Origin of the sequence: Comamonas sp. SCN 65-56, assembly GCF_001724135.1 — a bacterium.
Lineage (GTDB): Bacteria > Pseudomonadota > Gammaproteobacteria > Burkholderiales > Burkholderiaceae_C > Comamonas_C.
Map to the genome: position 1 here is coordinate 55,124 of NZ_MEDS01000004.1, position 25,508 is coordinate 80,631.

At 66.4% G+C, this 25,508-nt stretch carries 22 protein-coding genes; 7 read left to right on the top strand and 15 right to left on the bottom strand.

What is annotated here, in order from left to right; translation table 11 throughout:
- Positions 1-3 precede the first annotated feature (3 nt).
- From ABS45_RS02785 to ABS45_RS02805, 5 genes are read left to right on the top strand one after another with little or no spacing between them, the layout of a single operon-like run.
- Positions 4-801: an HpcH/HpaI aldolase/citrate lyase family protein gene (locus tag ABS45_RS02785; protein WP_291552701.1), complete on the top strand. Its 798-nt coding sequence runs from the start codon at positions 4-6 to the stop codon at positions 799-801.
- 24 nt (positions 802-825) lie between these two features.
- On the top strand, positions 826-1,674 hold the full coding sequence (gene yghU / locus ABS45_RS02790) for a glutathione-dependent disulfide-bond oxidoreductase (RefSeq protein ID WP_291552703.1): 849 nt from the start codon (positions 826-828) through the stop codon (positions 1,672-1,674).
- Positions 1,671-2,426, top strand: a complete 756-nt coding sequence (locus tag ABS45_RS02795) for a class II aldolase/adducin family protein (protein WP_291552705.1) — start codon at positions 1,671-1,673, stop codon at positions 2,424-2,426. The genes yghU and ABS45_RS02795 overlap by 4 nt, the downstream gene beginning before the upstream one ends.
- A 59-nt stretch (positions 2,427-2,485) precedes the next feature.
- Positions 2,486-4,123 carry a thiamine pyrophosphate-binding protein gene (locus ABS45_RS02800; protein ID WP_291552708.1) on the top strand — a complete coding sequence of 546 codons (1,638 nt, stop codon included), beginning with the start codon at positions 2,486-2,488 and terminating at the stop codon, positions 4,121-4,123.
- A 4-nt stretch (positions 4,124-4,127) separates the two neighbouring features.
- Positions 4,128-5,132, top strand: a complete 1,005-nt coding sequence (locus tag ABS45_RS02805) for a 2-dehydropantoate 2-reductase (RefSeq protein WP_291552711.1) — start codon at positions 4,128-4,130, stop codon at positions 5,130-5,132.
- A 2-nt stretch (positions 5,133-5,134) separates the two neighbouring features.
- On the opposite strand, the gene ABS45_RS02810 is transcribed toward ABS45_RS02805, so the two are convergent.
- Positions 5,135-6,607 carry an NAD-dependent succinate-semialdehyde dehydrogenase gene (locus ABS45_RS02810; protein WP_291552714.1) on the bottom strand — a complete coding sequence of 491 codons (1,473 nt, stop codon included), beginning with the start codon at positions 6,605-6,607 and terminating at the stop codon, positions 5,135-5,137.
- A gap of 154 nt (positions 6,608-6,761) precedes the next feature.
- Here ABS45_RS02810 and ABS45_RS02815 point away from each other — a divergent pair, with 154 nt between their 5' ends.
- Entirely contained in the window at positions 6,762-7,889 is a 1,128-nt protein-coding gene (locus ABS45_RS02815) for an alcohol dehydrogenase catalytic domain-containing protein (RefSeq protein ID WP_291552715.1), read from the top strand.
- Between the two features lie 26 nt (positions 7,890-7,915).
- Complete coding sequence (locus ABS45_RS02820) at positions 7,916-8,986, top strand: ADP-ribosylglycohydrolase family protein (RefSeq protein WP_291552718.1); 1,071 nt, start codon at positions 7,916-7,918, stop codon at positions 8,984-8,986.
- 9 nt (positions 8,987-8,995) lie between these two features.
- On the opposite strand, the gene ABS45_RS02825 is transcribed toward ABS45_RS02820, so the two are convergent.
- From ABS45_RS02825 to ABS45_RS02890, 14 genes are all read right to left on the bottom strand, one after another.
- The gene (locus ABS45_RS02825; protein ID WP_291552721.1) at positions 8,996-9,787 is read right to left on the bottom strand and encodes an ABC transporter ATP-binding protein; all 792 of its coding nucleotides are present in this window, start codon (positions 9,785-9,787) and stop codon (positions 8,996-8,998) included.
- The gene (locus ABS45_RS02830; RefSeq protein ID WP_291552723.1) at positions 9,784-11,049 is read right to left on the bottom strand and encodes an ABC transporter substrate-binding protein; all 1,266 of its coding nucleotides are present in this window, start codon (positions 11,047-11,049) and stop codon (positions 9,784-9,786) included. Before ABS45_RS02830 ends, ABS45_RS02825 begins: the two co-directional genes overlap by 4 nt.
- A gap of 45 nt (positions 11,050-11,094) precedes the next feature.
- Positions 11,095-12,168: a branched-chain amino acid ABC transporter permease gene (locus ABS45_RS02835; protein WP_291552725.1), complete on the bottom strand. Its 1,074-nt coding sequence runs from the start codon at positions 12,166-12,168 to the stop codon at positions 11,095-11,097.
- A gap of 12 nt (positions 12,169-12,180) precedes the next feature.
- The gene (locus ABS45_RS02840) at positions 12,181-13,059 is read right to left on the bottom strand and encodes a branched-chain amino acid ABC transporter permease (RefSeq protein WP_291552727.1); all 879 of its coding nucleotides are present in this window, start codon (positions 13,057-13,059) and stop codon (positions 12,181-12,183) included.
- Positions 13,056-15,032, bottom strand: coding sequence for an AMP-binding protein (locus ABS45_RS02845; protein WP_291552730.1), 1,977 nt, complete (start codon positions 15,030-15,032; stop codon positions 13,056-13,058). The genes ABS45_RS02840 and ABS45_RS02845 overlap by 4 nt, the downstream gene beginning before the upstream one ends.
- Positions 15,022-15,828: an ABC transporter ATP-binding protein gene (locus tag ABS45_RS02850; protein WP_291552733.1), complete on the bottom strand. Its 807-nt coding sequence runs from the start codon at positions 15,826-15,828 to the stop codon at positions 15,022-15,024. The genes ABS45_RS02845 and ABS45_RS02850 overlap by 11 nt, the downstream gene beginning before the upstream one ends.
- 131 nt (positions 15,829-15,959) lie before the next feature.
- The gene (locus tag ABS45_RS02855; protein WP_291552736.1) at positions 15,960-18,242 is read right to left on the bottom strand and encodes a CHASE2 and HATPase_c domain-containing protein; all 2,283 of its coding nucleotides are present in this window, start codon (positions 18,240-18,242) and stop codon (positions 15,960-15,962) included.
- Positions 18,243-18,274: 32 nt separating this feature from the next.
- Positions 18,275-19,963 (bottom strand): FecR domain-containing protein, encoded by a 1,689-nt coding sequence (locus ABS45_RS02860; RefSeq protein ID WP_291552739.1) that lies wholly within the window; start codon positions 19,961-19,963, stop codon positions 18,275-18,277.
- 112 nt (positions 19,964-20,075) lie between these two features.
- Complete coding sequence (locus ABS45_RS02865) at positions 20,076-21,044, bottom strand: DUF808 domain-containing protein (RefSeq protein WP_291552741.1); 969 nt, start codon at positions 21,042-21,044, stop codon at positions 20,076-20,078.
- An 89-nt stretch (positions 21,045-21,133) separates the two neighbouring features.
- On the bottom strand, positions 21,134-21,838 hold the full coding sequence (locus ABS45_RS02870; protein WP_291552743.1) for a response regulator transcription factor: 705 nt from the start codon (positions 21,836-21,838) through the stop codon (positions 21,134-21,136).
- An 80-nt stretch (positions 21,839-21,918) separates the two neighbouring features.
- Positions 21,919-23,220 carry a tryptophan--tRNA ligase gene (locus ABS45_RS02875; RefSeq protein WP_291552746.1) on the bottom strand — a complete coding sequence of 434 codons (1,302 nt, stop codon included), beginning with the start codon at positions 23,218-23,220 and terminating at the stop codon, positions 21,919-21,921.
- A 7-nt stretch (positions 23,221-23,227) separates the two neighbouring features.
- A complete protein-coding gene (locus ABS45_RS02880) occupies positions 23,228-23,902 on the bottom strand; it encodes a site-2 protease family protein (protein ID WP_291552870.1) in 675 nt (224 codons plus the stop codon).
- Between the two features lie 36 nt (positions 23,903-23,938).
- On the bottom strand, positions 23,939-24,574 hold the full coding sequence (locus tag ABS45_RS02885) for an L-threonylcarbamoyladenylate synthase (RefSeq protein ID WP_291552747.1): 636 nt from the start codon (positions 24,572-24,574) through the stop codon (positions 23,939-23,941).
- Positions 24,575-24,584: 10 nt separating this feature from the next.
- Positions 24,585-25,454, bottom strand: a complete 870-nt coding sequence (locus tag ABS45_RS02890; RefSeq protein ID WP_291552750.1) for a 3',5'-nucleoside bisphosphate phosphatase — start codon at positions 25,452-25,454, stop codon at positions 24,585-24,587.
- Positions 25,455-25,508: the final 54 nt, after the last annotated feature.

Below are 25,508 nucleotides of genomic sequence, written 5' to 3' on the forward strand. Positions count from 1 at the left end.
ACCATGCAAACACCCCCCAACCCTTTCAAGCAAGGCCTGCAGGCCGGGCGCCGGCAGCTCGGCTTCTGGCTCACGTTGGCCAACGCCACGACGGCGGAAATCTGCGCCGGAGCGGGCTTTGACTGGCTGCTCATCGATTGCGAGCACGCGCCCAATGACGTGGCTGGCGTGCAGGCGCAACTGCAGGCCGTCGCCGCCTACCCCGGCGTGCACCCCATCGTACGCGTGCCCATGGGGCATGGCCGAGTGGGCGAGATGTGGATCAAGCGCGTGCTCGACATCGGCGCGCAGACCATCCTCGTGCCCATGGTCGATACGGCCGAACAGGCCGCCGCCGTGGTGCGCGCCGCACGCTACCCCGACGCCAACGGCCAGGGCGGCATCCGCGGCATCGGCGGCGCGCGCGCCTCGCGCTGGGGGCGTTACCCGCGCTACCTGCACGAGGCCAACGAACGCCTGTGCGTGCTGGTGCAGGTGGAGACCGGCACGGCGCTGAAGAACATCGAGGCGATTGCCGCGGTGGACGGTGTCGATGGTGTGTTCATCGGCCCGGCCGATCTCTCGGCCAGCCTGGGGCATCTGGGCAACCCGGGGCATGCGGATGTACAGGCGGCGATCGAGGATGCGATCCGTCGTATCGTCAAGAGCGGCAAGGCTGCGGGCAGCCTGGCGATTGATGAAACGCTGGCGCGTCGCTTCATGGATTGGGGCGCAAGCTTCATGGCCGTGGGCATAGACATGACCCTGCTCGCGCGTGGCACGACGGCGCTGGCCGAGCGCTTTGCCGATGCGAAGCAGTAACCACGAACGACAAGGGAGACACGCATGAGTACCGCTTATGTTCCGCCCAAAGTCTGGCACTGGGAACCCAAGGAAGACAACCAGTTCGCCAGCATCAATCGCCCCACCGCCGGGGCCCGCTTTGAACGCGAGCTGCCCGTCGGCCAGCATCCGCTGCAACTGTATTCGCTGGCCACGCCCAATGGACAGAAGGTCACCATCCTGCTCGAAGAACTGCTGGCGCGTGGCGTCAAAGGCGCCGAATACGATGCCTGGCTGATCGATATCGGCGAAAGCGACCAGTTCAGCAGCGGCTTTGTTGCGGTCAACCCCAACTCCAAGATTCCGGCGCTGGTCGATCGCAGCAGCGGTACGGCGATCCCGGTGTTCGAGTCGGGCGCCATCCTGCTCTACCTGGCCGAGAAATTCGGTGCCTTTGTCCCCACCGAGCCCGCCGCGCGCGCGCGGGTGCTGTCGTGGCTGTTCTGGCAGATGGGCGCAACGCCCTACCTGGGCGGGGGATTTGGCCACTTTTATGCCTACGCCAACGAGAAGCAGGCCTACCCGATCGACCGCTTCACGATGGAAGTCAAGCGCCAGCTCGACCTGCTGGATCAGCAGCTGGCGCAGCATGAATACATCACCGGCAGCGACTACACCATCGCCGACATGGCGATCTGGCCTTGGTATGGCGCGCTGGTGGTGAACGAGGCCTATGGCGCGGCGGAGTTTCTCGATGCAGCCTCGTACATCAACCTGCTGCGCTGGCAAAAGCAGATTGCGGCCCGTCCCGCGGTACAGCGCGGGCGCATCGTCAACCGCCGCCACAAGGGCCTGCGCGAGCGCCATGCGGCGAGCGACTTCGATGGCCTGCTGCCCGAAGGCCAGGCATGAAAGTGCGCGTGCACCCCGACGAATGGGTGGCGCGCCAGCAGCTCGCCGCCTGCTACCGCATCTTCGCCCTGCTGGGCTGGACGGAGATGATCTACAACCACATCACGCTGCGTGTGCCAGAAAGCGCGAGCGGCGATGAGAAGCAGTTCCTCATCAACCCGTTTGGCCTGCACTACAGCGAGGTGACGGCGAGCAACCTGGTCAAGGTGAACCTGGCAGGCGAAATCCTCTCGGACAGCAGTCATCCGATCAACCCGGCCGGTTTCGTGCTGCACAGCTGCATCCACGACGGCGTGCCCGGCGCGCACTGCGTGATGCATACCCACACCACGGCGGGCGTGGCGGTGGCGTCACTGGCCTCGGGACTGTCGCAAAGCAATTTTTATAGCGCCCAGCTCCACGGCATGGTGGCGATGCACGATTTCGAAGGCATCACCATCCGCGCCGAGGAAGGCCCGCGCGTGGTGGCGAGCATCGCCGGGCGCAAGGCGGTGATCCTGCGCAACCACGGACTGCTGTCCTGGGGCGAGACGCTGCCGCTGGCCTTCGCGGTGCTCTGGACGCTGCAGCGCGCCTGCGAAATCCAGCTCGCCACGCAAAGCATGGGTGCGCCGCTGCCCATCCCCGAGGCGATCGCGGCGCAATGCACGCGCGACTCCTTCCAGTTCGATCCGCGCCGGGGTGCGGGGCAAGACGTGTTCGACGCGCTGGTGCGCCAGATCGACCGCATCGACGACAGCTACAAACAATGAAGCTGTCAGCGCTTGTGTGGCAAGCGCTACGGCCATAAAACGTTTCAAAGGATTGCTGCATGAAGATGAACGACACCATCGCCCGTCTGCTCAAGGACATCGGCGTGGCGCAGATGTTTGGCGTGATCGGCGATGTGAACCTGTTCATCGTCGATCGCTTCATGAAGGAGGGTGGCAAGTACACCAGCGCGACGACGGAATCGGCGGCGGTGCTGATGGCCTCGGGCTGGGCTCAGGTGACCGGCAAGACCGGTGTGGCGACGGTGACCTGCGGGCCCGGGCTGGTCAATGCGCTGATGCCCATGGTCGAGGCGGTCAAGGGCCATGTGCCCATGGTGATCGTCACCGGCGACAGCCTGTCCAAATTCAAGTACCACCCGCAGAGCGCCTCGCACCGCGAATTTGTGCTGGCAACGGGCGCAGGTTATGAGGCGCCGCGGCGCATCGAGGATGTGCCGCGCGATCTGGTCCATGCCTTCCAGCGCGCCTGGGCTGAGCGCAGGCCCATCGTCTTCAACTTCCCCTCCTACGACCTGCAGTGGGAGGATCTGGGCGAGTACCAGCCGCCGCGCCTGCAGACGCCCGATCGCGCTGGCACGCAGCTCGATACCGAGGCGCTGGAACTGGCCGTCGGCATCATCGCCAGCAGCAAGCGCCCCATCGTGCTCGCGGGCTACGGCGTGGTGACGAGCGGGCAGGCGGACGCCGTGCTGAAGCTCGCCAGGCGTCTGGATGCGCCCGTCATGACCACGCTGCGCACCAAGGACCTGTACCGTGGCGAGCCGAACAACCTCGGCGTACTCGGCATCTCCGGGCGCGAAGAGGTGACGGAGGCCGTGGGCGTGAGCGATTGCGTGATCGCCTTTGGCGCAAGCCTGCACATGTTCACCACCGCCAATGGCACGCTGCTGGCCAAGAAGCGCTTGGTGATGGTCACCGATGACCGCAGCGAAATCGGGCGCACCATGGCGGTGGATGCAGCCATCCTCGGTGAGCCGGGCGCGGTGGCCGAGCGCATGCTGTACTGGCTGGACGAAGCGGAAATTCCGTCGTCGCAATTCGCCAGCGAGGAGGTGGTGACGCAGGCCGTGGCAGCGATCAACGCCTCCTACGATGCGTCGCTGCCCGCGCCCTCTGACGCGCCCATCACCATCGGGCAAGCGCTGCTCGCCGTCGAACATGCGGTGCAGCAGCAGCGCCTGCTGGTGACCGATGGCGGGCGTTTCATGCGCCAGCCCTGGCAGCTGATGCGCGTGCAGCACCCGCGGCATTTCATTGCCGGCAACCTGTTCGGTGCGATCGGCACCGGCATCGGCTACGCGATCGGCGCTGCGGTGGCCGAGCGCGGCCTGCCGACGCTGGCGGTGGTCGGCGATGGCGGGTTCATGCTGGGAGGGCTGACGGAATTTCATACGGCCGTGCGCGAGAAACTCGACCTCATCGTCGTGCTCTGCAACGATGGCGGCTATGGTGCCGAATACCTGCACTTCACCGACTACGGCATGGACCCGAGCCTGGCGTTGTTTGATTGGCCGGAGTTCTCCGAGGTGGCAAGCACCATGGGCGGGCAGGGCGTGATCGTGCGCACCCTCGCCGATCTGGGCGTGATGCAGGAGGTGATCCGCAGCCGTTCACGCGGCAAGCCGCTGCTGATCGATCTCAAGCTTGATCCCGCAACCATGCCGCGCACCTTCTGACGCCATGTTCGAAAAAATTGCCATTTACGGCGCAGGCGCGATCGGTGGCTGGATCGGCGCACACCTTGCCACCCAACCCGGCGTGGTGCTGAGCGCCGTGGCGCGCGGCGCCACGCTGCAGGCCTTGCAGGCGCACGGCCTGCGTCTGCGCGGCAAGGGTGCTGATGGGGTGGAGCAGGAGAGCGCTCATGCCGTGCGCGCCAGCGAGGATCCGGCGCAGCTTGGCACGCAAGACCTGGTGGTCGTTGCCGTCAAGGCCCCGGCACTGGCTGGCGTGGCGGCGCAAATCGCCCCGCTGCTGGCGCCGCACACGGTGGTGCTCACGGCGATGAACGGTGTGCCCTGGTGGTTTCTCCAAGGCTTTGGCGGCGCGGTGGCCGGCCAGCGCCTGAGCAGCGTCGATCCGGACGGAAGTATTGCGCGTGAAATTCCACTGGCGCATGTGCTGGGCTGCGTGGTGCACGCCAGTTGCGCGCTGGATGCCCCGGGTGTGGTGCGCCATCGTTTCGGCAACGAACTCATCATCGGCGAGCCTTCCGGCGCCGACAGCGAACGCGCGCAGGCGCTGGTGGCGCTGGCGCGCAGCGCGGGGCTGGACGCGCGGTTCACCGCCGAAATTCAAAAAGAGATCTGGTACAAGCTCTGGGGCAACATGACGATGAACCCGATCTGCGCACTCACGGGATCGAGCGCCGGGCCGGTACTCGCCGACCCACTGGTGCGCGATTTCATGAGCCGCGTGATGCTGGAAGCGCGCGAGATCGGCGCTCGCATCGGCGTGCCGATCACGGATTCGCCCGAAGACCGCCATCAGGTGACGGCCAAGCTGGGCGATTTCAGCCCGTCCATGCTGCAGGACGTGCGCGCCGGGCGGGCGGTGGAGCTCGATGCCCTCGTCGCTTCGGTGCGCGAACTCGGTCAGCTCACGGGAGTGCAAACGCCATTCACCGATGCGCTGCTCGGGCTGGCGCGCCTGCATGCGCGCCAGTGGGGGCTGTACCCGCAGTAACCCTATTTCGTCACGTCGGCGATGCAGAGGTACTTCATCTCGAGGTACTCCTCCATGCCGTGGCTCGAACCCTCGCGCCCCAGGCCCGACTGCTTCACGCCGCCAAACGGCACATGCTCGGTCGAGATCAGGCCGGTATTGATGCCCACCATGCCGTATTCCAGGCCTTCGCTCACGCGTGTGATGCGGCCGATGTCACGCGCGTAGAAGTAGCTCGCCAGGCCAAACTCGGTGGCGTTGGCGGCGTCGATCGCCTCCTGCTCAGTCTTGAAGCGGAACACCGGAGCGACCGGCCCGAAAGTCTCTTCGCGCGCCACCAGCATCTTGGCGTTGGCGTCCGCGATGACCGTGGGCTCGAAGAACTGGCCCTTGAGCTTGCTGCCGCCAGCCAGCACACGCCCGCCCTTCTTCAGCGCATCTTTCACATGCTTGTCGACTTTGACCAGCGCCGCCGGTTCGATCAGCGGGCCTACGGTCACGCCTTCGTCAAAGCCGTTGCCCACCTTCATGGCCTTGACCTTGGCGGCGAGTTTCTTGACGAAGGCCTCATATACCCCGTCCTGCACGTACAGGCGGTTGGCGCAAACGCAGGTCTGGCCGGCATTGCGGTATTTGCTCACCAGCGCGCCTTCCACGGCGGAATCCAGATCGGCATCGTCGAACACGATGAAGGGCGCGTTGCCGCCCAACTCCAGCGCCAATTTTTTCACCGTCGGCGCGCACTGCGCCATCAGGATGCGGCCGACCTCGGTCGAGCCGGTGAACGAGAGATGGCGCACGATGTCGCTCTCGCACAACACGCCGCCAATGGCAGGCGCGTCCATGCCGGTGACAACGTTGATGACGCCGGCGGGAAAACCCGCGCGCTGTGCCAGCTCTGCCGCTGCCAGCGCGGTGAGCGGCGTGAGCTCGGCCGGCTTGATGACCACGGTGCAGCCTGCGGCCAGTGCCGGCGCCACCTTGCGCGTGATCATCGCCAGCGGGAAATTCCACGGCGTGATCGCGGCACACACGCCTATGGGCTGCTTGAGCACCATGTAACGCTTGTTGCCGTCGTAGGTGGCCAGTGTCTGGCCGTTCACGCGCTTGGCTTCCTCGGCAAACCATTGCACAAAGCTCGCGCCATAGGCTACTTCGCCGCGCGCCTCCGCCAGGGGCTTGCCTTGTTCGGCCGTCATCAGCCGAGCCAGATCTTCCTGGTTGGCAACAAGCAGCTCATACCACTTCATCAGGATCGCGTGACGCTCCTTGGCCGTTCTGGCGCGCCAGGCGGGCAACGCGGCATTGGCTGCATCCACGGCCGTCCTGGTTTCCCTGGCGCCCAGATCGGCCACGTCGGCCAGCTTGAGGCCGGTCGCCGGGTCGGTCACGTCAAAACGCTGCTTGCCCTTGAGCCATTTGCCGTTGATCAGGCTGTCGGTCACCAGCAGGCTGGCGTCGGCCAGTTGGGCTAGGGGGGAGGCGGGCATGTCCATTGAAAATCTCCTGGTGTTGAAGGGTGTTGAAAGCGTGCGGCGCGCAGCGTTTGCGACAGGCGCATACTGATGAAATAAATGTAGTGCGTTCCCGGCTGCATTGCCGGGCGCTGCACCATAAATCCAGCAGACAGAGTGGACAAGGAAACAGACAATGAAAATGCGTTCCGCCGTGCTCAGAACCATGGGATTGCCCGCGCCTTACGCGCAGAGCAAACCGGTGCAGATCGAAACCGTGGAGCTTGATTCACCCGGCCCGGACGAGGTGCTGGTGAAAATCAAGGTGGCCGGGCTCTGTCATTCCGATCTTTCGGTGATCAACGGCGACCGACCGCGCGTGATGCCGCTGGCCATGGGGCACGAGTCTTCTGGCGAGGTGGTCGAGGTGGGTCCGGGCGTTTCACGTCTGCGCGCGGGCGATCATGTGGTGACGGTGTTTGTCCCAAGCTGCGGCGACTGCACCCCCTGCATGTCCGGGCGGCCGGCACTGTGCGAACCCGGTGCGCGCGCCAATACCGTGGGCGAGCTGCTCGGTGGCGGGCGGCGTCTGCGCGCCGGTGGCGAGGCGCTCAATCACCATCTGGGCGTGTCCTGTTTCGCCGAATACGCGGTGGTCTCCGCCCGCTCCTGCGTCAAGGTGTCAACGCCGCTGTCGCACCGCGAAGCCGCACTGTTCGGCTGTGCGGTGCTCACCGGTGCTGGGGCGGTCATCAACCGGGCACACCTGAAGGCAGGAGACACCATCGCCATCGTCGGGCTGGGCGGTGTCGGCCTGAGTGCGTTGCTGGCCGCTGTCGCTGGCGGCGCGCGGCGCGTCGTGGCGGTGGAGCCGGACGCCCGCAAACGCGAGCTGGCCAAAGCGCTCGGAGCAACGCATGTGGTCGATCCAAAGGCGATGGGATCGGATGCCGATCTGCTGGCGGCGGCGGGTGGTGCGGTGGATTTCGGCTACGACACGGCCGGCGTGCTGGCAGCGTTTGAATCGGCCTACAAGCTCACCCGCCGCGGCGGCATGACCATCACCTCGGGTCTGCCGCACCCCAAAACCACCTTTGCGCTGCCGATCTCGCAACTCGTCGGTGAGGAGCGCGAGGTGCGTGGCAGCTACCTGGGCTCGGGCGTGCCCGCCATCGATATCCCGCGCTACATCGACCTGTACCAGGCCGGCAAGCTGCCGGTGGACCAATTGCTGGGCGAGGCGTTCACGCTGGAGACGGTCAACGAAGGCTTTGACCACCTGGCCAGCGGCTCCGGCCTGCGCGACTGCATCGTCATGGAGTGATGCGTGATTCTTGAAAGGAGACTGCGATGAACGCTGTGGTTCAACCCTCGATGCAAAGCCGCATTCAGGGCGCGCTGATGGGCGCCTTCATTGGCGATGCGCTGGCGCTCGGGCCGCACTGGTATTACGACCTGGACGAAATGCGCCGCGATTACGGCGCCTGGGTGGATGGCTATACGGCGCCCAAGGCGGGGCGTTATCACGGTGGGCTGCCTGCGGGGGCATCCTCGCAATCGGGTTACATCCTGGCGCTGACGCTGCGCTCGCTGGTCGAGAAGGGCGGCTACGACGAGGCGGATTTCTGCCGCCGCATGGATGAAGAACTCTTTGCCCGCATGGATGGAACGCCGAACTCGGGCCCCGGCGGCTATACCAACCAGTCCATCCGCGAGGGCTGGGCAGGGCGCTACGCGGGCCAACCCTGGGGGCAGGTGGCGCGCCTGGCAGACAACACCGATGCGGTCGAGCGCATCATCGCGATCGCTGCGCGCTACGCACTGGATGCCAATCAGATCGCCGACCACGTGAGCAGCAATACCGTGCTGCTGCAGCGCGATACCACGGTGGCAGCGATGACCACGGCCTACGGCATCGTGCTCGGCGCTTTGATGTCGGGTGCCTCGCTCGATGGTGCGCTCTCGGGCGGGCTGGTCACGGCGGCGCGTGGCGGGCAATTGCGCTTTCAGGGATCGACGCCGGTGGATGGCAAGCCTGCGGTGGCAGGGCAGTTCCCTACGCCGGAGCCACTGCTGATGGCATCAACGGCGGCGCGCATGGCCGCCAACCCGCAGATTCGCGTGGAGCCCGCAAGCAGCATCGCCCAGGTGCATGGCCTGCAGTGCGCGGCCTACTTTGTGCTGCCTTCAAGCTATTACCTGGCGGCGCGGTTCCAAGGCGATTTTGAGCAGGCGGTGCTGCATGCCGTCAACGGCGGCGGCCAGAACCAGTCGCGCGCGGTGCTCACGGGTGCACTCAGCGGGGCGATTGGAGGCATGGAGGCGATTCCGCAGCGTTTCCTGGAGGGCCTGCAGCAGCGCGACGAGTATCTTGCGCTGACGCAAAAACTGGCGCAGCAGGCCTTGGCGGTGCGCGCTTGAGCGAGCGCGTCAAGCCAGCCAGCGCTTGCGGCGGCGGTAGTGCTTGACGTTGTGGTAATCCACGCGCTCGCCGCCGCCCAGATAGAACTCCTGGATATCAGGATTTTTCTTGAGTTCGGCGGCTTCGCCGCTCATCACGATGTTGCCGTTCTCGATCAGGTAGGCGTGGTCGGCCACGTTCAGCGCCGCGGTGGCGTTCTGCTCCACCAGCAGCACGCTGAGTTTCTGCGTGCGGTTGATCTCGCGGATGATGGCAAAAATTTCCTTGACCAGCACCGGGGCCAATCCCAGCGAGGGCTCGTCAAGCATGATGAGCTTGGGCTCGGTGACGAGCGCGCGCGCGATCGCCAGCATCTGCTGCTCGCCGCCTGAGAGGTAGCCCGCCTTGCTGCGGATACGCTCCTTCAGGCGCGGGAAGTAGGTGTAGGCCTGCTCACGCAACTCGTCAAAGCTCTTTTTGGCGCCACGCCCGCGATAGGCAGCAAGCAGATTTTCGTCGGGCGTGAGGTGGCCGAAGATGCGTCGCCCCTCCATCACATGCACCAGGCCCATGTGCACGCGCTCGGGCGGTGAGAGGTGGGCGATATCCTGGCCCATGAAGTGCACCTCGCCGCGGCGCACCTCGCCGCGCTCGGGTGCCAGCAGACCGCTGACGGTCTTGAGTGTGGTGGACTTGCCGGCGCCATTGGCACCGAGCAGGGCCACCACCGAGCCCTCCTGAACTTCGAGCGAAACGCCCTTGATGGCAAGGAACACCCGGTCGTAGGCGACCTCGACGTTGTTCAGGTTGAGCAGGCTCATTTCTTCGCCTTGGCCTTGGCTTGGTCTTCCTTGATCAGCTCCCAGACCACGTCCTGGTAGGCGGCTGCCCAGTCGGACTTGGGCGCCCATTGCTTGCCGTCCCACTCGGAAATGATGCCCATGCCCCCGCCCTGGTGGTCCTGTGCGGTGATGGTGATCGGCGGCATCATGCCTTCGGCGTTGTAGTTCTTGAGCATCTCGAAGCCCGCCTTGAACCTCTCGCCCGTGAGCGGACCGCTGCCGTTCTTCATGGCCAGGCGGGCGGCTTCCACGGCGATGGCCATGCTTGCCACGCCAATGTTGTAGCCGCTCCAGCCGACGCGCTTCTTGTCGCCACTGCCGTTGCCGGGCGCCACGACCTTGTCCAGGATGCGCCTGAGGATGGAGTTGTTGGTGCCGGTATGCACCAGGGTCACGCGCTTGACGCCGACGACTTCGTTGCCCTTGAAGGCGGACATGTCGCTCTCCGAGAGCCAGAGCACCGAGTGGATGTCCTTGGGGGAAATCCCGTTGGTGACTGCACCGCGAATCGACACCGCCTGACCCGGGCCCGCCCCCCAGATGATGACCTTGTCCGGACGGTTCTTGCGCACCTCGCTCCAGGTGGCGGCCTGCTCGGTGCCGGGCACCGGGTAGGGGTAGAGCTTGACCTCGAAGCCCTTGGTCTTGGCCACGCGCTCCAGCAGTTCGATCGGTTCTTTGCCGAAGGCCGAATCGATGTGCACGAAGGCGATCTTCTTGCCCTTGAGGCCACCTTCATGCTCGTCGATGTAGTTGAGCAGTAGCGCTGCCTGGGAGCGGTAGATCGCGGCCGAGGGGAATACATAGGGAAACGCGGTACCGTCGGCCGCGTCGGCGCGCCCGTGGGCAAAGGCGATCATCGGCAGGTGGTCCTCGTCGCAGCGCGGCATCAGCGCGTTGGCCACCGGCGAACTGAGAAAGTCGAAGAACACCGCGCCCGCTGCCTTGGCCTCGTTGTACAGCGCGATGCCGCGCTCCGGGTAGCTGGCGTGATCCTTGATGATCATCTTGATCGGGTGACCGGCAATGCCGCCTTCCAGGTTGGCGAGCTTGATGTAGTCCTGCTGACCCTGGCTGTATTCATCGGTCAGGAAGGTGTAGACGCGGGTGAAATCCAGCAGCGTGGCGAACTGGATGGGGTCCTTGCCCTGGGCCCAGACGGGCAGCGCGGCGCCCAAGCTGGAAGCCGCTGCGGCCCCGAGCACGGTACGGCGGCGCAGTGCCAGATCGGTATGGTTCATGGTGATGTCTCCTTGGGGTGGTTGACGAAAATCAGCTCTGGGAAATCAACTCTGGGTATGGCGGAAGGGCCAGACCAGAAGGTACTTGCGCGCGTTATCGTAAATCTTTGCCAGTCCGAGCGGCTCGAACAGCAGGAAGCCGATGATCATCGCGCCATAGAGCATCATCGGGATGTGTGCCATCAGGGAGGTCGAGACGTCGAGCCAGCCGTTGCTGACGATCCAGGAAATCAGGTTGAGCAGCACTATCGGAATCAAGAGCACGAAACCAGTCCCCAGGAAGCCGCCGATCACGCTGCCCAGGCCGCCCACCAGCGCCATCGCGACGAGCTGGATGGTCACGTCGAAATTGAACTGTGAGGGCGTGACCGCCTTGTAGAAGCAAAAGGCCAGGATGGCGCCGCTGATGCCGCCCAGGAACGAGCTGGCGAAAAACGCGAGCAGCTTGTACTTGAAAATGTTCACGCCGATCACGGCGGCGGCAAAGTCCTTGTCGCGCACTGCCACGAGGGCGCGGCCAAAGCTGGTGCGCTTGATGTTGAGGATGAACAGCACCACGATTACCGTCCAGGCGAGTGCCAGGTAGTAGCGCGCCGTGAGGCTCTCCAGCGGGATGAACAAAAAGCGTACGTTGGGGGTTTGCAGCGTTGCCGTTGCGCCGCCGGAAATCACGGTGACGTTGGTGATGACCCAGTCCACAAGGAACTGCATGGCAAGCGTCGCCATCACCAGGTACAGACCCTTGACGCGCAGCGCCGCCGCGCCGAAGACGCAGCCGATCACGGCCGACATCAGACCGGCGCCGAGCAACGCCAATTCGAGGGGCACGCCAAAGCGCGTGAGGTGAATGCTGGTGTAGGCACCGATCGCCATGACGGCTGCAAAGCCGAAGTGCAACTGCCCGGCCAGGCCCATCAGCAGGGTCAGCGCCAGCGTGGCGCTGCTGAAGATCAGCCACGGCAGCATGTAGCTGGACAGGTACAGGGTGGACATGTACAGCGGCGCCAGCAGGGCTAGGGCAGCCACGATGCCGACCTGCCAGCGGTCGGCGGGAATCGGCCAGAGCTGGCGCGTCTGGCTGTAGCGCGTGTGGTAGACACCGGAGAGGCGGTAGAACATGACAGGAGTCCCTCAGATGCGTTCGATGTCTTCGCGGCCGAACATGCCGTACGGCCGGAACAGGATGGTGAGCAGGATCACGACCGAAGTGACCACGTCGCGCGTGCTGCCGCCCACCAGTGAATCGACATAGCCCGGAATCACGCTGCCCAGGATGCCCAGGATGAGGCCGCCGAGCAGCGCGCCGACGATGCTGTCGATGCCGCCCAGAATCACCACCGCCACGGCCGGAAAGAGCAGCGCGGTGAGTGACCAATCCACCCCCTGCGCCGAGCCCCACATCGTGCCCGCGGCCACCGCGCAGATGCCGGCCAGGCCCCACGAGACGGCCACCGCATGCTCCACGGAAATGCCGACGGACCAGCTGGAAACGTGATCGTCGGAAACGGCGCGCAGTTTGGTGCCCAGGCGGGTGCGAAAGAACGCCAGCGCCAGTCCGATCAGAACCAGCGCGATGGCACCGCCCACCACATAGGTGCGATTGGCCAGGACATCGCCCATGATGAGGGGCGCCAGACCCAGGCCGATGTCGAGTTGCTTGGGTTCGGTTCCGAGCAGCCCGGGGCCGAAGCCGCGCAGGAAGACATCCAGCCCCAGTGTCAGCATCACGACCATGATGATGGGCTGACCCACCATGGTGCGCAGCAGAAAGCGCTCGATCACCAGACCGAGCACGAACATCGCCACCAGTGCCGCGATGGCCCCAAGCCATAGCGGCAACCCCCAGCTGGTGAAGAGCCAGACGCCATAACCGGCCATCATCACCAGCGCTCCTTGCGCGAAATTGAGCACGCCCGACGATTTGTAGATCAGCACGATGCCGAGCGCCACCATGCTGTACATCAGGCCGGTCAGTGCACCGTTGACCAGCAGTTCAAGAAAATAGCTCATGCGGCAGCCCCCGCGTTCACAGGCACGTCACGGATCGCGAGATGACGCTTCAATACGCCTGTTTCGCCCGTTTCATAAGTGATGTGCGCTATGGATTCAATATCGCTCTTGCCGGCGTAAATCGCCTCGATGATGTCCGCATAGTGCTCGGCGATCACCCCTCGGCGCAGCTTGCGCGTGCGTGTGACTTCGCCATCATCCGGATCGAACTCCTTGTGCAGATTGACGAAGCGGCGGATGCGCGTGCCTTCGGGCAGCTTGGCGTTGACCGCGGCGAACACACCCGCCATGAGGTCGTACACGCCGCTTTGCTGCGACAGTTCGGAGAATGAGGTGTAGGTCACGCCGCGTTCCTGCGCCCAGTGGCCCACCGCCTCCCAGTCGATGGCCAGCAGCGCCGCGAGGTAATCGCGCCCGTCGCCCAGCACGCACACGTCCTTGATGTAAGGGCTGAACTTGAGCTGGTTCTCGATGAAGGTGGGGATGAAGCGCTGGCCACCCTTGGTATAGATCACCTCCGAGACGCGTCCGAGCACGACGAGCTGGCCGTCATCTTCCAGGTAGCCCGCGTCGCCCGTATGCAGCCAGCCGCCTTGCAGTGATTCGGCGGTCGCGGCATCGTCCTGGAAGTAGCCGTCGAAGACGTTGCCGCCGCGCACCAGAATCTCGCCGCTGTCGCTGATCTTCAAGTCGATGCCGGGGAAGGGCTTGCCCACGGTGTGCAGCTTGACGGAACCCATTTCCTGCGCGGCGCATAAGGCGGAATTTTCCGTCTGGCCGTAGAACTGGCGCAGTGGCAGGCCGAGCGCACGAAAAAACAGGAAAATTTCTTCGCCAATGGCCTCGCCGGCGGTGTAGGCGTGCTGCGCGCGCGAGAGGCCGAGCTGGTCCTTGACGGGACCGTAGACCAGCAACTCGCCGAGCGCGCGCATGAAACGCTGGCCGATGCCAGGCTCCCGGCCCTTCAGGCGCGCGCGTTCGATATCCACCGCCAGCGGCATGAAGCGCTGGTACAGCCAGCGCTTGAGCGGCGTGGATTCGGCGATGCCCACTTGCACGCGCGTGAGCATGGTGGACCAGGCGCGCGGCGAGGTGAAGTACACCGTGGGCGCGATCTCGCGCAGGTCGCGCTGCACCGTCTCCTGCTTTTCCGGGATGTTGACCGAGAACTGCAGCGCCAGCGCCGCCGCGATGGTGAAGATGAAATCGCCCACCCAGGCGATCGGCATGTAGGCCATGTGCGTCTCGCCAGTGCGAAAGTAGCCGGCCTGGGCCGCGCTGCGCACGGCGAACAGCACATGGCGGTGCTTGAGCGGAATGCCCTTGGGCGCGCCGGTGGTGCCCGAAGAGTGCAGCAGGATGGCGACATCGTCCGCCTGCGGGCGGCGTTGCAGATTGTCGGCCAGCGTGGGTTCGGCCTGGAGGCGTTCGCGTCCGCGCCGGGCGAGCTCGGTGAAGGCCATCGTGCCTTCGGGTTCATGGCCTGCCAGGCCGCGCGGATCGTCGTAGATGATCCACTGCAGGCCCTTGTACTGCTCGCGCAGCGCCACCAGCTTGTCGACCTGCTCCTGGTCTTCGGCGATGGCAAAGCGCACGCCTTCGCGCTGCAGCTGCCCGAGCAGTTGCTCGGGCGTGAAGTCGGGGTAGGCGGGCGAGGGGATGGCGCGCAGCGTGATGGCGCCCAGCATGCCGAAGTACAGCGCCGGGCGGTTGTCACCGACGACCAGCACCTTGTCGTGCGCGGCCAGGCCCAGCGTTTGCAAACCGGCGGCGGCCTCCAGCGTGTGCTGCAGGTAGTCTTCCCAGGTCGTTTCCTGCCAGATGCCGCGATCGCGCTCGCGCATGGCAATCTTGTTGCCGTGGTTCTTGGCGTTGGCGGCCAGCGCTGCAATCAGGTGGTCACCGGGATTGGCGCTGGTGTGCGGGTTGCCCGGCTGGGCGGCTTGCAGGCCCGAGGCATCTTCACGCAGCATCCTGGCCTCCTCCGATGTAGGCGGCAATCACGTCCGGATGGTTCACCGCTTCGCGCACCGGCCCCTGGGCGATCATGCGGCCGTTGTTCAGCACCAGCGCACGGTCGCAGATGGCGGTGATCACGTCCATGTGGTGCTCGATGATGAGCACCGTGAGGTTGAGCGCTTCCTTGGCGTCCAGGATGAAGCGCACGATGTATTCCTTTTCTTCCTGATTCATGCCGGCCATGGGCTCGTCCAGCACCAGCATGCGCGGCTCGGCGGCGAGCGCGCGCGCCAGCTCGACGCGTTTCTGCATGCCCAGCGGGATCACTTCGACCGGTTCATCGCGCACGCTTTCCAGCTGCAGCAGGTCGATGATCTCTTCCACCTTGTCGCGGTGGCGCAGCTCTTCCTTCTGCGCCCACCACCAGTAAAACAGCGCCGCCAGCGCGCTCGGGTGCATGAAGGTGTGGCGGCCCATCAGGATGTTGTCGAGCACGCTCATGCCCTTGAACAGCGCGACGTTCTGGAAGGTGCGCGCGATGCCCAGCGCGGCGATGCGGTGCGGACGCACGCCGTTGATCTGTTGCCCCTCGAAGTGGATCACGCCTTCCTGCGGCGGATAAAAGCCGGTGATGGAATTGACCAGCGTGGTCTTGCCCGAGCCATTGGGGCCGACCAGGCCGAAAATCTCGCCCTGGCGGATGTCCAGTGAGACTTCCGACAGTGCCCTGACCCCGCCGAACCAGCGGCTGACCTTTTCGCAGGTCAGCACCGCGCCTTCTGCCGGCGCACCTGCACTTTGCGTTGCCAACAAATGTCCCCTTGAGTGAGCGCACGCCGGCGCTGCTGTTGTTTTGCGAACAAGTGTAGTGCCTGATGCTGCACCAACCCCAGTGTGTCGAAGCGATACAGGGAAAACCCCGAAACTGTCTCGTCAGGCGCTCATGCCATCGGCAGGCGCAGCACAAAGGTGCTGCCGTGCAGGCCGTCGCTTTGCGCCTGGATGCTGCCGCCGTGGCGGCGCGCGACTTCATGCACGAAGGCCAGCCCCAGCCCCACGCCCTCGATCTGCGGATGACTGGCGCCATGCAGGCGCCGAAACGGTTGAAACAACTCAGTCTGCCTCTCGGGCGCGATGCCCGGACCCTGGTCGCGCACGGCGATCTCCCACAGCGCGCCCTGCGGTCGCAGGCTGCAGGCCACCTCGGTGCCCGGCGCGGTGAACTTGATGGCGTTGGTCAGCAGGTTGGTGAGGGTGCGCTGCAGCAGATGGCGGTCGCCTTCGCACGGCGCTTGCGCAGGCAGGGCGGCGCAGGTCAGCGTCACCTGGCGTGCCTGCGCCAGGGCCCAGCATTGCTGCACTACCTCCTGCAGCAGCATGGCCAGGTCCAGCGGCGTGCGCCGCAGTGCCTGCGTCTGCGCGCTGGCAAGCTGCATGAAGTTTTGCGCCATCTCCAGCGCAGTGCGCGCATGGCGTTCGATGCGCGCACGCAACTCGGACTCCGGCATGGGGTTGGGCAGTTCGCGCTGCATCTCCAGCAGGGTCAGGATGGAGGCGACCGGAGCGCGCAGGTCGTGCGAGATGAAGTGCAGCGCGCGGTCGCGCTGCTCTTGCGCCTGGCGCATTTCCGTCAAGTCCACCAGCGTGACCAGCCAGTGCTGCTCGGTCTGCTGGGCGAAGGCATTGGTCAGCATGAGCCAGCGCCGGCCCTGGCGGTCGCGCCCCTCCTGGGACAAGGGCTGGGGCGGCCACTGGCTGAGCAGTGGCTGGCTGCCTTCCGGGCGCACGAGGGGGGCGAGCACCTCCATCAATGGCTGGTGTTGCAGGCTGCCTTGTTGCTGTGCGAAGGCCTGTGCCGCCTGGTTGGCCAAGGTGATGCGCCCGGCCTGGTCGCAGACAAAAGTGGGCGAGGGCAGGTGCTCAAGGCTGCCGGCGATGAAGCGGTGCAGATCGCGCAACTGCTGCGTTGCCGATTCCACCGCGTGGATGCGCTGTTCCAGTCGGTCGGCGGAAAGCAGCGGCGGCGTGCTGTCCTGCGCCGCCGGCATGCCGTCCTGGCGCAAGGCGCGCAGCTCGCGCTGCAGAAAGTGCGCGGCAAAGCTCAGGCGCCTCCAGCTCCAGAGCGGGTAGGCGGCAAGAATGCCCACCAGCGCCGCAGCCGGCGCCAATTGCAGCCCCCACAGCCCGGGCGCCAGCAGGGTGAGGGCGATGGCCGCCAACCAGAGCAGGGCGCAGGCGAGCAGGCTGCCCAAGGGGCCGAGCAGCCACAGCCCGGCGAGGGCGGCGGCAACCAGTGCGGTGTTGAATGCGGTGGCCTGCGCCGCACTGGCTGCCCGGATGTCCAGCCCCGAGAGCTGCGTATGCAGTGCGTGCGCCAGCAGCTCTACCCCGGCAATGCGCTCGGAGCCCGAGGCGACGGGAGCGGCGAAAAAATCCCCCAGCCCCGTGGCGGTAGCGCCCACCAGCACGTACTTGCCGAGAAACGCGTCGACCGGCACGCGGCCCTTGAGCACGTCGATGTAGGCATAGGTGGGAAAGGGCGGCGTACCGCGCGCAAACCGCAACAAGCGCAGCTCCTCGCGCACCCAGGGGCCGGCTGCGGGCAGTGCGTTGCCACGGCAGGCGGCAGGCTCGGCCTGGGCGCCGGCGCAGCGCAGCGCGGTGCTGAAATGCGGCCAGGGCGCTGGCTGCGGCCCCTCGTACTCGAAGACGCCGCGCGTGATGCCGTCGGCATCCACCTGGGCTTGTACGTGGCCGATCTGGCGCGCCGCTTGGCGCAGCGCCGGCAGCGGCAGGTCGGCCGCGTCGGTGCTGCCCTGGCCGCGCTGCGCCACCGGCAGCACCACGCGGCCACTGCGCGCGATCGCGTGTGCCAACAAGGCGTCGTCCTGCGGATAGTCCGGGTCGTCTTCGCCCAGCAGGATGTCCAGGCCGATGGCGCGCGGGTGCTGGGCGCTGATGCGGTTCACCAGCTCGGCGTGCAGTGCGCGCCGCCAGGGCCAGCGCCCGATGGCAGCAATGCTGCGGTCATCCATGGCGACCACGGCGATGTCCTGCGCGGCGGCTTGCGCCAGCAGCCGGCTGCCCAAGTCTTGCACGAGGTGGTCCAGCCGCGCCAGCGATCCGCGGCTGCTGGCCAGCGCCACGAAGACCAGCAGCGCGAGCGAGAGCGTCAGCCATTCGCGCAGGTAGGGGCGTCGCTCGCGCCTACTGGCTTGCATCATCCGGCGAGCTTACAGCCTTGGCTGCGTGACGTTCAGGGGCGTTGCAGCGACTGGCCATCGCCGCTGGTGACGGGCAGGCCGTCGCCCGCCTGTACCCGGGCGGGAATGGTCAGCAGGTGCGGCGTGGAGAACGCGCTCGTCAGGCCCGAGGTATCCAGTGTGCGGATGCGCACCCAGATGCGGCCCGGCGGCAGCGCGGCGGCAGACCATTCCGGCCGATCCAGGGTGGCATCGACCAGCAGTGGTGAAAAATCGGCGTTGGCAGCGGCCTGCAGTTCAAAGCGCTGCCCCGGCTGGGCCGGCCAGAAGAGATGGGTGGCGCCGCGCACTTCAACAGTGGCCGGCGCCTGCGGTGGTGCGACTGCGGAAAAGCCTTGCGCCGCGGCAAACGGACCCTGGTCCCAGTGGCCGTCGGCCAGCCGGCGCAGGCTGGCGACGCGCCATTGGTAGCGGCCCGGTGGCAGCGCCGGGGTAGTGGCTTCGCAGGCGCCGTCGGTGCTGGTGTCCAGCAGAGGCTGGCCGAAATCGCCGCCGCTCGCCAGCTGGAGGCGGTAGCGCCCGGCTTCGGCGACGCCGGTGCAGACCAGACGCAGCTTTCCGGCTGCCAGGATGGCTCCGCTGGCGGGCGCGGCGTACAGCGGCGGGATGGGGTGCGCCTTGACGCGCAGCGGCCGCACCGTCCTCTGGCCAGGCAGGCCCTGCACATCGATGGCGCGCAGCGCCAATTGATAGTCGCCGTCCTCGACGGCGGGCAGCGTGGCATCGCTGCTGCGGCTGGTGGCGGCGCGCAGCACCTGGGTCAAATCGGCATCGCGTGCCAGTTGCACTTCGTAGGCGCTGGCGCCCGGCACGGGCGGCAGGTGCAGACGCAGGAAGTCGGCATCGTGCACGCTTGCCGGCCAGTGCGTGGGGTCAGGCGCGGGCAGCAGGGCCTGTGGCGAGCCGGCCTGGCCATTGGCCGCCACCGCCAACCCTTGGCCGTGCGGCACCAGGGCGGTGGCGCCCACGCTGCCCTGGACCGCCACCGTGCCCTCGGTGACGGCGGTGAGCGTTCGCGCATCTTCCTCCGCGCCGACCGAAAACCGCGTGCCGCGCACGCTGGCGGTGGCGCTCGGTGTGCGGATGTCAAGCCGGCGTGAACCATCGCGGGCCGCAGGCACCGAAGGCTCGATCACGCCACGCTGCAGCTCGATGACGGACTGTGCGCTGCCGGGCCGGGCCTGTTTGCGCAGGCGCGAGAGGCGCAGCTCGGTATCGGCCTGCACGCGCACGGTGCTGCCATCGAACAGGCGGATGCTGATGAAGCCGTCGCTGCCAGTCTGCAGCCGCGTGCCCTCGGGCAGGGCTTGGTCTGCCGCAGGGGTGTGAGGGGCTTGCGTGCCGGGGAGCGTGGCCTGCACCTGTCCGTGCGTGAATTGCACCCGGGCAGGGCGCGTGGGCAGCAGCGCGTTCGGGATCAGGATGCGGCTGCCAGGCTGCAGCCGGCGCGGATCGGCGATCCGGTTGGCCTGCTGCAGGGCGGGCCATTGGCGAGCGTCATCCAGGTAGTTGCGCGCCAGTGCCTCCAGCGTGTCGCCCGCCACGACGGTATGTTCCAGACCATCCGCCCCTGCATCCTGGGCGCGCGTGGCGAAAGGGACGGACAACGCCAGCGCCAAAAGCGCGAGCACCGCGGGTGCCGCGCCAGCACGCTCTGCAAGCCGGGATTGGATATGAAACACGCCTGTCGTCCCTTCAGCCCAATGCTAGTCGCTGGCGCGTGCCCAGGGCGACCGATGGGCAGCGCTTCACCATTGTTGACGTTTGGCTCCGGCGAGGAGCGCTGGCACGTGCTCAGGCGCCGCGCAGCTTTTGAACCACCGAGACCAGACCCAGCACCAGCGCACCGGCCGCCATGCCGGCGACGGCGTTCAGCAGGTTGGTGGCGAGCAGCCGCCACAGCCCGCCTAGCGCGCCCTGCGCCACGGCGGCCGCCGCAGCCTCCACCGCGTGGTGCAGCGGCGCCACACCGTGCACCAGAATGCCGCCGCCGACGAGAAACATGGCGGCGGTGCCGGCAACGGAGAGAAAACGCATCAGCCGGGGCGCGGCCGCCACCAGCGCCCGGCCCAGCGCCTGCGCCGGCGCGCCGCGTTTGCGCAGCAGCCAGAAGCCGATGTCGTCGAGCTTGACGATGCCGCCCACCAGCCCATAGACGCCGATCGTCATTGCCAGCGCCACCACGCTGAGGGTGGCCACCTGCTGCGACAGCGGCGCCAGCGCCACGATGCCCAGGGCGATGACGATGATCTCGGCCGAGAGGATGAAATCGGTGCGGATGGCGCCCTTGACGCGCTCTTTCTCAAACGCCGCCAGATCGGTGGCCGCATGGGCCTGGGCCGGCGGGGCACCGGCGTCATGGGGCGCGCCGTGGTGCAGCAGCTTGTGCGCGAGTTTTTCCACGCCCTCGAAGCACAGGTAGGCACCGCCGAGCATCAGCAGCGGCGTGATAAGCCAGGACGCCAGCGCGCTGATCGCCAGCGCCGCCGGCACCAGGATCACCTTGTTCACCAGCGAGCCCTTGGCGACGGCCCAGACCACGGGCAGCTCGCGCTCGGCGCGCACGCCCGAGACCTGCTCGGCATTGAGCGCCAGGTCGTCCCCCAGCACGCCGGCGGTCTTTTGCGCCGCCACCTTGCTTAGGACGGCGACATCGTCGGCCATCGCGGTGGATTTGTTGGCCGCCACCTTGGTCATCAGCGCCACGTCGTCCAGCAGCGCGGCGATGTCGTCCAGCAGGGTCAGAAGGGTGGCTCCGGCCATGGTTGATTCAGTGTTAAGGGTTGAAACAGGCGTTTGCGCATGACCAGCATGCGCAATAAGCTATGATTTTTGTGAGTTCGAGAGCGCGCTCATCGAGCGCTTGGGGTGTCGGCGGCGACCTGCTCCAGGCGATAGCCAATGCCGTAGACGGCGGTAATCACCAGCCCGCCGGCGGGTTGCAGATCGAGCAGCTGGCGCAGGCGCGAGACGTGGGTGTCGAGTGTGCGCGAGATCACCTCCGCGCTGTGGCCCCAGACCGCCTCGCGCAGGTGGTCGCGCGAGAGCAGCCGCCCGAGGTTGGAAAACAGCAGCAGCGCCAGGTCGTACTCGCGCCCGGTCAAGGCCAGCGGCTGGCCGTCCAGTTGCAGCACGCGTTGCGTGGTGAGAAAGCGGTAGCGCCCGAGATTCAGCGTCTCCTGCGCCGGCGCAGGCCAGGCGCGGCGCAGCAGCGCGGTGATGCGGGCGGTGAGCTCGCCCACGCGCACCGGCTTGGTCATGTAGTCGTCGGCGCCCCGGGCCAGGCCTTCGACGATGTCGGCTTCGCTGTCGCGGTGGGTGACGAACAGGATGGGCATCGCGGCGCCCGACTGCGCACGCAATTCGGCCACCAGCTCGGGGCCGCTGGCATCGGGCAACTGCCAGTCGACGATCAGGAGGTCAAAGGTCTCGCGGCGCCACTGGCGGCGCAGCTCGGCGCCGTTGGCAAAGCCGTGAAAGCCATGGCCCTGGGTGTCCAGGACCCGGGCGTAGAACTCCAGCTGAAGCGGATCGTCATCTACCGCTGCGATGCGCATGGCGACTCCTTGAAAAATACCAATGATTTATGGTATTTGCGCAATATAGGTATGCGGTATGTGCTATCAAAGCAAGTAAATCATTGATCGTTGAGCGACGCACCCAACAACGCCAATGCCGCCGCGATGGTGGCTGGCGCAACCCCCTCGGCGGGCTGCAATTGCGCTGCCAGTGCCTGCAGCGCGCCGGCCTCGTGCTGCAGGCGGGCGATGGCCTGACCGGCTTCGCGCGGGGCGTCAAAGCCGGTGCTTTGCAGCAGCAACTGGCCGTCGGCCGCGACGAACTTGAAATAGAACTTGCCGTCCTTTTCGCGGTACTGCTTGAAGCTGGGCAGCTGGGCGGATGCCCTGGCCTTGCCCTTGTGCTCCACCTTCGCCGCCACCGAGCGCAGGCCGACGGCCGCGCGCAGGCGCTCGATAAAGGGGCGCGAGAGTGCGCGTGCACGCTCGCCGCCGGCGACCAGCGCCGCCTCGACCTGATCGGGCTGCGCCATCAGCGCCTCGTAGCGCGCGCGCATCGGGGCCAGCTCGCGGTCGACGCGCTCGAACAGCAACTGCTTGGCCTCGCCCCAGGCGATGCCCTGAGCATAGGCCTGGCGCATCGCCGCCGTCTCCTCGGCCGTGGCAAAGGCCTGGTAGATCTGGAACAGCGCCGAGCCTTCCACCTCCTTGGGTTCGCCGGGCATGCGCGAATCGGTGACGATGGTGGCAATCAGCTTCTGCAACTGTGCGCGCGAGGCAAACAGCGGAATCGTGTTGTCGTAGCTCTTGCTCATCTTGCGGCCATCGAGGCCGGCCAGCGTGGCGACGTTGTCCTCGATCGCCGCCTCGGGCAGCGTGAAATGCTCGCCGTAGAGGTGGTTGAAACTCGACGCAATGTCGCGCGCCATCTCCAGGTGCTGCACCTGGTCGCGCCCCACGGGCACCTTGTGCGCGTTGAACATCAGGATGTCGGCGGCCATCAGCACCGGGTACATGAACAGGCCGGCATTGACGCCGTCGTCCAGGTCGCGCCCGGCTTCGTGGTTCTTGTCTTGCGCAGCCTTGTAGGCGTGGGCGCGGTTGAGCAGACCCTTGCCGGTCACGCAGGTCAGCAGCCAGGTCAACTCGGGGATCTCCGGCACATCGGACTGGCGGTAGAACGTGACCTTCTCGGGATCGAGCCCGCAGGCCAGCCAGCTCGCGGCGATTTCCAGCGTGGAGCGGTTGACCCGCGCGGGCTCCTGCGTCTTGATGAGCGCGTGGTAGTCGGCGAGAAAGTAAAAACTCTGCACCTGCGGGTTGCGGCTGGCGGCCACGGAGGGGCGGATGGAGCCGACGAAGTTGCCCAGGTGCGGTGTGCCGGAGGGGGTGATGCCGGTGAGAAAACGGGTGATGGACATAAAAAAATCAACTCAGCAGCGCGGCAAACGGCATCAACAGCAGGTGGATCATCCAGTAGCCCAGCTCCATCAGCGGCTGCAGCCACCAGGTGCCGACGATGCCGACGAGCACCAGCGCCATGACGATGAAAAAGCCCCAGGGCTCCAGCCGGGCTACGGCTTGCGCCTGGCGCCAGGGCAGCAGCCCGACGAGGATGCGGCCACCGTCGAGCGGCGGCAGCGGGAACAGGTTGAAGGCCCACATCACCAGATTGGCGAGGATGCCGCCCTGGGCCATCTTGACGAAGAAGGGCTCGGTGACGCCGAGGGTCGCGTAGACCACCAGCAGCAGCGCCCAGCCTATGGCCTGCGCCAGGTTGGAGGCCGGCCCGGCCAGCGCCACCCAGACCATGTCGCGCTTGGGGTTGCGCAGCTTGCCGAAATTCACTGGCACCGGCTTGGCGTAGCCGAAGAGGAAGGCGCCCGAGGTGGCGAAGTACAGGAACAGCGGCATCACGATGGTGCCGATGGGGTCGATGTGCTTGAGCGGGTTGAGGGTGATGCGCCCCATCATTTCCGCCGTGCGGTCGCCGAAGTGGCGCGCGGCGTAGCCGTGGGCTGCCTCGTGCACCGTGATGGACAACAGCACGGGCAGGGCGTAGATGAGGATGGTTTGAATGGCGTCGGCGTTCACGCGGGGGATTTTCGCAGACCGGCGGTCTGCCGTGACGGGCGTTTGTTACAAGCCCAGCGCCTGCAGGGTGCCCCGGCCTTCGCGCAGCACCACCGGCTCGCCGCCGCTGCCCATGGGCGTGAGGTCCAGCACCGTGGTCGGCTCCAGCGGGCAGGCGCCGGCGTCAATGATGCCGTCGATGAGCTTTTCAAAGCGCTCACGGATTTCTTCCGGGTCATTGAGCGGCTCGGTCTCGCCGGGCGGGATCAGGGTGGTGGCCAACAGCGGCGCGCCGTGTGCCTCGAGCAATTGCAGCGTGGTGGCGCGCGTGGGCACGCGCAGGCCAATGGTCTTTCGCTGCGGATGGCTCAGCCGCCGTGGCACCTCTTTGGTCGCGTCCAGGATGAAGGTGTAGGGGCCGGGCGTGGCGAGCTTGAGCAAGCGGTACTGGCGGTTGTCCACGTGCGCGTAGGTGGCGAGCTCCGACAGATCGCGGCAGATCAGCGTGAGGTGGTGCTTTTCATCGACCTGGCGCAGGCGGCGGATGCGGTCCACGGCGCTCTTGTCGTCGAGCTGGCAGACGAAGGCGTAGCTGGAATCGGTGGGCACCGCAAGGATGCCGCCACCGGCCAGCAGCGCCGCCGCCTGTTTGAGCAGGCGCGGCTGCGGGTTGTCGGGATGGACTTCGAAATACTGGGCCATGGGAGGAGATTCAGTGTGCCGCTGCGCGCTGGATGCGCTCCTGCAGCAATTCCCAGATGGGCGTGAGACCGGCGGGCAGCGGCGGCAGAGAGCCGAGATCGGCATGCGATTCGTCCGGGCTGTGAAAATCGCTGCCGGTCGATGCCGCCAGGTCAAATTCGCGCGCCATGTCGGCGTACTCCTGGTATTCGGCCGTGGTGTGGCTGCCGGTCACCACCTCCACGCCTTGCCCGCCGTGCGCCTTGAAATCGGTGAAAAGCGCGTATTCCTCATTGGCGGTGAAGCGGTAGCGCCCCGGATGGGCGATCACCGCCACGCCACCCGCACCGCGGATCCAGTGCACCGCATCCGCCAGGCTGGCCCAGCGGTGCGGCACGTAGCCGGGCTTGCCCTCGGTCAGGTATTTGCGAAACACTTCGCTGACCTCGTGGCACACGCCGCGCTCGACCAGGTAGCGCGCAAAGTGCGGCCGCGCCAGCAGCGCCGGGTTGCCGGCGTAGCGCAGCGCGCCCTCGTAGGCGCCGCGTATGCCCACAGCTTCCAGCTGCGCGGCCATCTCGCGCCCGCGCTCGTCGCGACCCTCGCGCGTGGCGCGCAGGCCCTCAACGAGTGCGGCGTTTTCCGGGTCTACCCCCAGCCCGACGATGTGCACCGTGGTATCGGCAAAAGTGATGGAGATTTCCACGCCTGCCAGGTAATCCATGCCCAGTGCGCGCGCACGCGCTGCGGCGCGCTGCTGGCCAGCCACTTCGTCGTGGTCCGTCAACGCCCAGAGCTGCACGCCGCGGCCCTGCGCGCGCTCGGCCACCTGCTCGGGCGTGAGTGTGCCGTCGGAGATGGTGGAGTGGCAGTGGAGGTCGGCGCGCAAGGGGGTAGACATGCGGTCCATTTTAGGAGGAGGTTGAGTGTTGGGTGTTGAGCGTTCAGCGTGGGA

Bases quoted from the DNA above. Each gene is read 5' to 3' on its own strand.
- ABS45_RS02785 (WP_291552701.1), top strand. From the start codon at position 4: ATGCAAACACCCCCCAACCCTTTCAAGCAAGGCCTGCAGGCCGGGCGC.
- yghU (WP_291552703.1), top strand. From the start codon at position 826: ATGAGTACCGCTTATGTTCCGCCCAAAGTCTGGCACTGGGAACCCAAG.
- ABS45_RS02795 (WP_291552705.1), top strand. From the start codon at position 1,671: ATGAAAGTGCGCGTGCACCCCGACGAATGGGTGGCGCGCCAGCAGCTC.
- ABS45_RS02800 (WP_291552708.1), top strand. From the start codon at position 2,486: ATGAAGATGAACGACACCATCGCCCGTCTGCTCAAGGACATCGGCGTG.
- ABS45_RS02805 (WP_291552711.1), top strand. From the start codon at position 4,128: ATGTTCGAAAAAATTGCCATTTACGGCGCAGGCGCGATCGGTGGCTGG.
- ABS45_RS02810 (WP_291552714.1), bottom strand. From the start codon at position 6,607: ATGGACATGCCCGCCTCCCCCCTAGCCCAACTGGCCGACGCCAGCCTG.
- ABS45_RS02815 (WP_291552715.1), top strand. From the start codon at position 6,762: ATGAAAATGCGTTCCGCCGTGCTCAGAACCATGGGATTGCCCGCGCCT.
- ABS45_RS02820 (WP_291552718.1), top strand. From the start codon at position 7,916: ATGAACGCTGTGGTTCAACCCTCGATGCAAAGCCGCATTCAGGGCGCG.
- ABS45_RS02825 (WP_291552721.1), bottom strand. From the start codon at position 9,787: ATGAGCCTGCTCAACCTGAACAACGTCGAGGTCGCCTACGACCGGGTG.
- ABS45_RS02830 (WP_291552723.1), bottom strand. From the start codon at position 11,049: ATGAACCATACCGATCTGGCACTGCGCCGCCGTACCGTGCTCGGGGCC.
- ABS45_RS02835 (WP_291552725.1), bottom strand. From the start codon at position 12,168: ATGTTCTACCGCCTCTCCGGTGTCTACCACACGCGCTACAGCCAGACG.
- ABS45_RS02840 (WP_291552727.1), bottom strand. From the start codon at position 13,059: ATGAGCTATTTTCTTGAACTGCTGGTCAACGGTGCACTGACCGGCCTG.
- ABS45_RS02845 (WP_291552730.1), bottom strand. From the start codon at position 15,032: ATGCTGCGTGAAGATGCCTCGGGCCTGCAAGCCGCCCAGCCGGGCAAC.
- ABS45_RS02855 (WP_291552736.1), bottom strand. From the start codon at position 18,242: ATGATGCAAGCCAGTAGGCGCGAGCGACGCCCCTACCTGCGCGAATGG.
- ABS45_RS02865 (WP_291552741.1), bottom strand. From the start codon at position 21,044: ATGGCCGGAGCCACCCTTCTGACCCTGCTGGACGACATCGCCGCGCTG.
- ABS45_RS02870 (WP_291552743.1), bottom strand. From the start codon at position 21,838: ATGCGCATCGCAGCGGTAGATGACGATCCGCTTCAGCTGGAGTTCTAC.
- ABS45_RS02875 (WP_291552746.1), bottom strand. From the start codon at position 23,220: ATGTCCATCACCCGTTTTCTCACCGGCATCACCCCCTCCGGCACACCG.
- ABS45_RS02885 (WP_291552747.1), bottom strand. From the start codon at position 24,574: ATGGCCCAGTATTTCGAAGTCCATCCCGACAACCCGCAGCCGCGCCTG.
- ABS45_RS02890 (WP_291552750.1), bottom strand. From the start codon at position 25,454: ATGTCTACCCCCTTGCGCGCCGACCTCCACTGCCACTCCACCATCTCC.